The sequence below is a fragment of the Afipia birgiae 34632 genome, assembly GCF_000308295.2.
Lineage (GTDB): Bacteria > Pseudomonadota > Alphaproteobacteria > Rhizobiales > Xanthobacteraceae > Afipia > Afipia birgiae.
The window spans coordinates 19,592-24,969 of the sequence record NZ_HG326656.1 but is presented as its reverse complement, the minus strand read 5'-3'; the positions used below and the strand labels follow the sequence as shown (position 1 = coordinate 24,969).

Genomic DNA, 5,378 nt, shown 5'->3' with positions numbered 1-5,378 from the left:
CGCACGCCTGCAGAACAATCTCGTCTGGAACAATGTCATTGCCTCGGCGAACCTTTGGGTCACGGCGGTAAACGCGCTCAATCTGGCCCAGACCAGCGACATGAGCCGCACCGCCATGGGGATGCGCGCGACGACAAGCCCTCAGACGACCACGCAGGGTCCGGCCTGCCCCGTGGGCACGATCGGGACGGGCACGGCGAGCGATCCCTGCCGTTCTCCGTCGACCTGCCAGACCGACCCCGCCGGGCGCCACGCCCGATCCAGCCTGCGTGAGCGCCCGCTATGTCGATACGAACAACAACGTTCTCTTCTATCTCGCCCAGATCCAGAACGCGGCAAACGCCGCAGCAACATCGAATGGTCGCTAGGGAGGTTCCGATGCGCGCTCTTTTCGCAACAGCATTTCTTTTCACCACCCTCGGATTGGCGCCCGCGCGAGCGCAGGTTCCTGTAATCGACAACGCCAATCTCGCGAAAGCGCAGCAAATCGCAAGTGACACCAAATCGATCCTGACGGCCGATCAGCAGATCATGCAGTTCACGCAAAAGACGCTTGCCGCGGTGACCGGCGATCGGTCCTCGCAAGCCCAGGGATCGCTGGCGCAGATGGCCCTCGGCGGCGGGTTCACCATGGCGCAGGCGCCCTCGCTTGGCTCGGTGATCTCCGGCGGAGCATTGTCTTTCGCCGGCATGGGCTCTGGCTCCCAGAACATCGTCTCGACGCTGATCAACGGTCTTCAGCTCGTCCAGACGATCACCGGATTGGCCAATGGCCAGAGCCACGCGGTCGATACCGCCTACAAAAATTCGGTCAACGTCGCGGCGACGCTGTCGGGCTTGATCAACTCGACCCAGAGCGCGGTTCAGACGCGCTCGCAGGCCTTCACCCAAGGTGGCCAGCAAATCGGCAGCGCCCAGGACCTGAAGGGCAGCGTCGACCAGAACACGCAGGTCCAGATCCAGACGGGTCAGACCGTCAACGAGCTGAATGGCGTCGTGAACAATGCCGCGGCTGCTGCAAACCAGGCCAATCTCGACCGGATCGCAGCGGAGTCCTCGGCCGCTCGCGCCATGAAGTTCACGCAGTGATGTAGGGGATGGGGCTTTGTCACCACGTTTTGTTGTCGTCGCTATTGTCGTCGCACTCGCCGTTGGACTTGTCGCCGGACGCGCGATTTTCAACTCACCGCATCCGAGCCCCATCAACAATCCCACTGCGGCGGCGCAGGACGATGCGGCCGCCGCCGCTTCCCGGGCGATGACCTTTACCCAGCCGAAGGCGCCGGCCAAATGACGACAATCGCCCGCTATTGCATTCTCGCCTTGGTGGCAATCGCGCTCGGCGGCTGCGCCTACAAGCCGTTGAAGGCGCCCTGTTCGGCCGACGAGGCCGGGACGCCGCTCGCATACACAGACAGCCCCTCCCACCAGGTCCCGGCGGCGTTCACAGCGCTCGACAGCTGCGGCCCAATGCGGCCGATCTGAGGAGCACGATGGGCAACACCTTCAACATCACCTCGCTCCTGCAGTCGGTTGACCAGATCGGCCAGAATTACGTTCAGAGCGCCTACCAGGCGCTGTCCAACGCCGCGACCTCCGGCGGTGCGACGAGCGCCGCCGGCCTCCTGCTGACCCTATACGTGATCTTCTGGGGCGTTGGCATCTGGCAGGGCACGTCCACTGGCGGGCCCGCCGATCATGCCTTCCGGCTGTTCCGCGCCTTCATGATCTACGCGCTGGCGACCAGCTGGAGCGACTTTCAGACGCTTGCCTATAACGCCTTGAACAGCGGGCCCTCCGCGATCGGCAACGCGCTCCTGAGCGTCGTCACCACGCCGAACAACACAGGAACGGCTGCAAACCTCACCTCGGTCAACGGCGTGCAGTCGGCGCTACAGAACATGTGGGACACGACAAACTCGGCGACCGAAGCTTTCCTCCAGAACGCCGGCATCACGAACTGGGGACCGTATATCTTTGCCGCTGTTTTCTACGTGGTGATGGCGATCCTGATCGGCTTTGCCATCTTCCTCATCATTCTGTCGAAGCTTTTCATGTGGCTGCTGCTCGCGCTCGCTCCGGTCTTCGTCATCCTTTTGCTGTTCGGCGCCACCTCACGCTTCTTCAGCGGTTGGCTAAGCTCGATCGCGCAATACTTCGTGGTCCAGGTGCTCGTCTACGCCTTCCTCGCCTTCTACGTCTCACTCATCCAACAGTCGATCGACGCGCTGAACGGCGTCGCCAGTTCGAAATCGGCAACCTGGGCTACGATCGGTCCCGTGGTCCTGCTGGCGATCATCGGCATCCTGCTACTCAGCCAGATCAACAACGTCGCGGCGGCCATCGCTGGCGGCGTCCCGATCTCCTCACCACGGGTCGGCGCAGTCCTTGCGACCGCGACCGGCTTCCGGTTCGGTGTTGCTGCGAACCGTGCCCGGCTGGCCTTCCGCAATCCCTTCAACCCGGCCTCAGTCTCGCGGCGTGAAGAACTCGCTTCCCGCCAGCGCGCGCGTGTCGGCCTGCGCTCGGCCTCGTGGGCGCAGTCGGCGGAATTCCGGCGGCTGGCCGATCAGATTCGCAATTCGGCCTCGACGCCGACACCAGGCGGCGGAGGGAGGCCATGAGCGACACGACCGCCCCTGAACCGAAACGTGTGGATCCCCGCTACTATGTCGAGGGTGCGACCTGGGAACAGGACATTGCGCGGCGCAATCGCAATTCGCGGGCGCTCGCCTGGATCGTCGCCGCCGTGATGAGCGTGGTCGCCGTCGCGGCGCTTGGCGTCCTTGCCTTGCTCGTCCCGCTGAAGACCTACGAACCGTACATGGTAGTCGTCGACAAGACGACGGGCTTCGTCGAGGTCAAGCGTCCGATGGCCGAGGGCGCACTTACCCAGGACGAGGCCGTCACGATGTTCAACGTCGTGCGCTACATCAAGGCGCGCGAGACTTACGACCCCCGTGCGCTGAAGGACAATTTCGATCTTGCCCAGTTGCTCGCCACCGGCGACGCCGCACGTGAGCTGACCGAAATCTATTCGCCCGCCAACCCCAACAATCCGGTCAAGCTGCACGGCACGAACACCGAGATCGCCGTCAACATCAAGTCGGTCACGTTTCCGAACAACCGCACGGCGCTGGTCCGGTTCTCGACGGACGAAAAGTCGGCGACCAGTGTCGTGACGCGAAACTGGGTCTCGCTCGTGCGCTTCCGCTATAGCGGTGCGCCGATACGCAACGAGTGGCGCTTCGACAACCCTCTCGGCTTCCAGGTTCTGGAATATCGCCGCGATCAGGAGTCCGCGCCGTCTCCCGGCACGGCCGGAGCGCAGCAATGATCACGCGTCTCCTTGGCACTGCCCTTGCCCTTTGCCTTGTGACCGCCCCCGCGCTGGGGGAGGCTCTTCCGCGACCGGGGCGGACCGATCCGCGCGTGCGCGACGTCGTCTACAACAAGGATAATGTGACGGCGATCGACGCCAGTTACGGCACGTCGACGATGATCCAGCTCCAGGCCGACGAAAAGATTGAGACGCTGGCGCTCGGCGACTCGGTGGCCTGGAAGGTCGAGCCGAACCGCAAGGGCGACATTATCTTCGTCAAGCCGGTCGAGAAGAACGCGCAGTCGAACCTGAACGTCGTTACCGACAAGCGCATCTACGTTTTCCTGCTGCGCTCGAACACACGTCCGGCAACCAATCAGATTTACGCCGTGCGCTTTCGTTTCCCCGAGGACGAAACGAATGCGAAGCTGCTCGCCGAGGCCAAAGAGCGGGCCTCGAACCCCAATCTGGCCAGCCTTAACATCGCCAACGCGAACAGCGACTACGGCTACAAGGGTTCGTCGGCAAACAAGCCCGTCGCAGTCTTTGACGACGGCACGAAGACGTGGTTCCGCTTCGAGGGCGAGACCCCGGCGATCTACATCGTCGATGCCGACCGCAACGAAAGCCTCGTCAATTTTCGCACCGAGGGACCCTATGTCGTTGTCGACAAGGTCTCGCCGCAGTGGACGCTGCGCAACGGCCAGGAATCAACCTGCATCTTCAATCGCCGGCTGACGAACATCCACGAGCCGAACGGGCTCGAGCCCTATGCGCCGCAGCGCGTCGGCATGGCCGCCAACGAGGGAGGGTGACGGGCGATGCCGACGCCTGATGATTATCGTTCATTCGAACTCGAGGCTTCGGCCGCGACTTCCGTGGCGCGCGGTAGCACGACCGTCAGCCGGTTCCTGAAATTCGGCATCCCGCTCGGCGCCGTTCTCGTCGCCGGATGGATGATCTACAATTCGACCAAGCCTCGCCCGACCAGCATGACGACACCGGACAAGGAGGACTTTACGACGACCCAGTTCCCGGCGCCGTCGCTGTCGACACCGCGCCCACAAACCGATCAGGGAACGATCGTGATTCCCAAGGCGCCGGAGGCGCCACCTCCTCCTCCCGTGCCACCGCCCGTCACCATCCAGCCGCCGGCGCCGCCCGAGCCGCCGCTCGCGATCAGTCCGCCAAACGACGACGAGGCTCGCCGGCTCGCCGAGCTCGAACGGCAGCGTCAGGAGGAAGAGGAGCGCCGAAAGTGGGAGCGCCTCCGCGCGCCGCAGGTGATCTCCGACAATGCCGCGGCGGCCGCCGCCGGGTCGGTCAATCCCGACAGCAGTGGCTCCGCAAACGCCGCTCAGCCGGACGATGATCCGAACCGGCGCTTCCTCGCCTCGGTGTCCGCGGCCGGCGTCGACACGGCACGTGCTACCAAGAACCCTCGCATCGATGCGCTTGTCGCGCAGGGAACGATGATCCGCGGCGTTCTCGAAACGGCCGTGCAAAGCGATCTGCCAGGCATGGTCCGCGCCGTGGTGACCGAGAACGTATGGTCGTTCGACGGGCGCCGCGTGCTTATTCCTGCCGGCACCCGTCTCGTCGGCGAGTACAAGTCCGGGATTTCGCAGGGCCAGACCCGCGTCTTCGTCGTTTGGACGCGTCTTCTTCGCTCCGATGGCGTTTCCGTGCAGCTCGGCTCGAACGGCACTGATGACCTCGGTCGGGCCGGTAACGCCGGCGTCGTCGACAACCATTACGTCGAGCGGTTCGGCGCAGCGATCATGCTCTCGGTCGTCGGTGGCGCGGCGCAGTTCTTAAGTTCGTACGGCCAGAATTACAACAACACCAACGGCACCGGGACGATCATCACAACGACCGATCCGGTCACCGGGGCGATCACCCAGACGCAGACCGGCGTGAACCAGAACCAGCTGAGCCTGCAGGCGCGCCAGATCGCCGCCCAGAACGTCTCGCAAACGCTCACCAACATCGCGCAGGAGGCGCTCCGCAACTCGATCAACATCCCGCCCACGATCTATCTCGACCAAGGAACGCG

7 protein-coding genes and 1 pseudogene are annotated in these 5,378 nt (G+C 63.9%); all 8 read left to right on the top strand.

Annotated elements, in window-relative coordinates; genetic code table 11:
• A pseudogene (locus BN32_RS27980) lies at positions 1–454 on the top strand (hypothetical protein); the annotation flags it as partial.
• Positions 379–1,089 carry a type IV secretion system protein gene (locus BN32_RS24990; protein WP_019200171.1) on the top strand — a complete coding sequence of 237 codons (711 nt, stop codon included), beginning with the start codon at positions 379–381 and terminating at the stop codon, positions 1,087–1,089. The pseudogene BN32_RS27980 and the gene BN32_RS24990, both read left to right, overlap by 76 nt.
• 16 nt (positions 1,090–1,105) lie before the next feature.
• A complete protein-coding gene (locus BN32_RS24985) occupies positions 1,106–1,294 on the top strand; it encodes a hypothetical protein (RefSeq protein ID WP_019200172.1) in 189 nt (62 codons plus the stop codon).
• Positions 1,291–1,485 carry a hypothetical protein gene (locus BN32_RS24980; protein WP_019200173.1) on the top strand — a complete coding sequence of 65 codons (195 nt, stop codon included), beginning with the start codon at positions 1,291–1,293 and terminating at the stop codon, positions 1,483–1,485. The genes BN32_RS24985 and BN32_RS24980 overlap by 4 nt, the downstream gene beginning before the upstream one ends.
• Before the next feature lie 8 nt (positions 1,486–1,493).
• Complete coding sequence (locus BN32_RS24975; protein WP_019200174.1) at positions 1,494–2,624, top strand: TrbL/VirB6 family protein; 1,131 nt, start codon at positions 1,494–1,496, stop codon at positions 2,622–2,624.
• Complete coding sequence (locus tag BN32_RS24970) at positions 2,621–3,337, top strand: VirB8 family type IV secretion system protein (RefSeq protein WP_040427725.1); 717 nt, start codon at positions 2,621–2,623, stop codon at positions 3,335–3,337. Before BN32_RS24975 ends, BN32_RS24970 begins: the two co-directional genes overlap by 4 nt.
• Entirely contained in the window at positions 3,334–4,137 is an 804-nt protein-coding gene (gene virB9, locus BN32_RS24965; protein WP_040427724.1) for a P-type conjugative transfer protein VirB9, read from the top strand. The genes BN32_RS24970 and virB9 overlap by 4 nt, the downstream gene beginning before the upstream one ends.
• A gap of 6 nt (positions 4,138–4,143) precedes the next feature.
• Positions 4,144–5,378 (top strand): type IV secretion system protein VirB10 (gene virB10 / locus BN32_RS28095; RefSeq protein WP_019200177.1); only part of this gene is annotated, 1,235 nt, incomplete at its 3' end.

Coding starts and splice junctions, on each gene's coding strand:
- BN32_RS24990 (WP_019200171.1), top strand. CDS start 379: ATGCGCGCTCTTTTCGCAACAGCATTTCTTTTCACCACCCTCGGATTG.
- BN32_RS24975 (WP_019200174.1), top strand. CDS start 1,494: ATGGGCAACACCTTCAACATCACCTCGCTCCTGCAGTCGGTTGACCAG.
- virB9 (WP_040427724.1), top strand. CDS start 3,334: ATGATCACGCGTCTCCTTGGCACTGCCCTTGCCCTTTGCCTTGTGACC.
- BN32_RS24980 (WP_019200173.1), top strand. CDS start 1,291: ATGACGACAATCGCCCGCTATTGCATTCTCGCCTTGGTGGCAATCGCG.
- BN32_RS24970 (WP_040427725.1), top strand. CDS start 2,621: ATGAGCGACACGACCGCCCCTGAACCGAAACGTGTGGATCCCCGCTAC.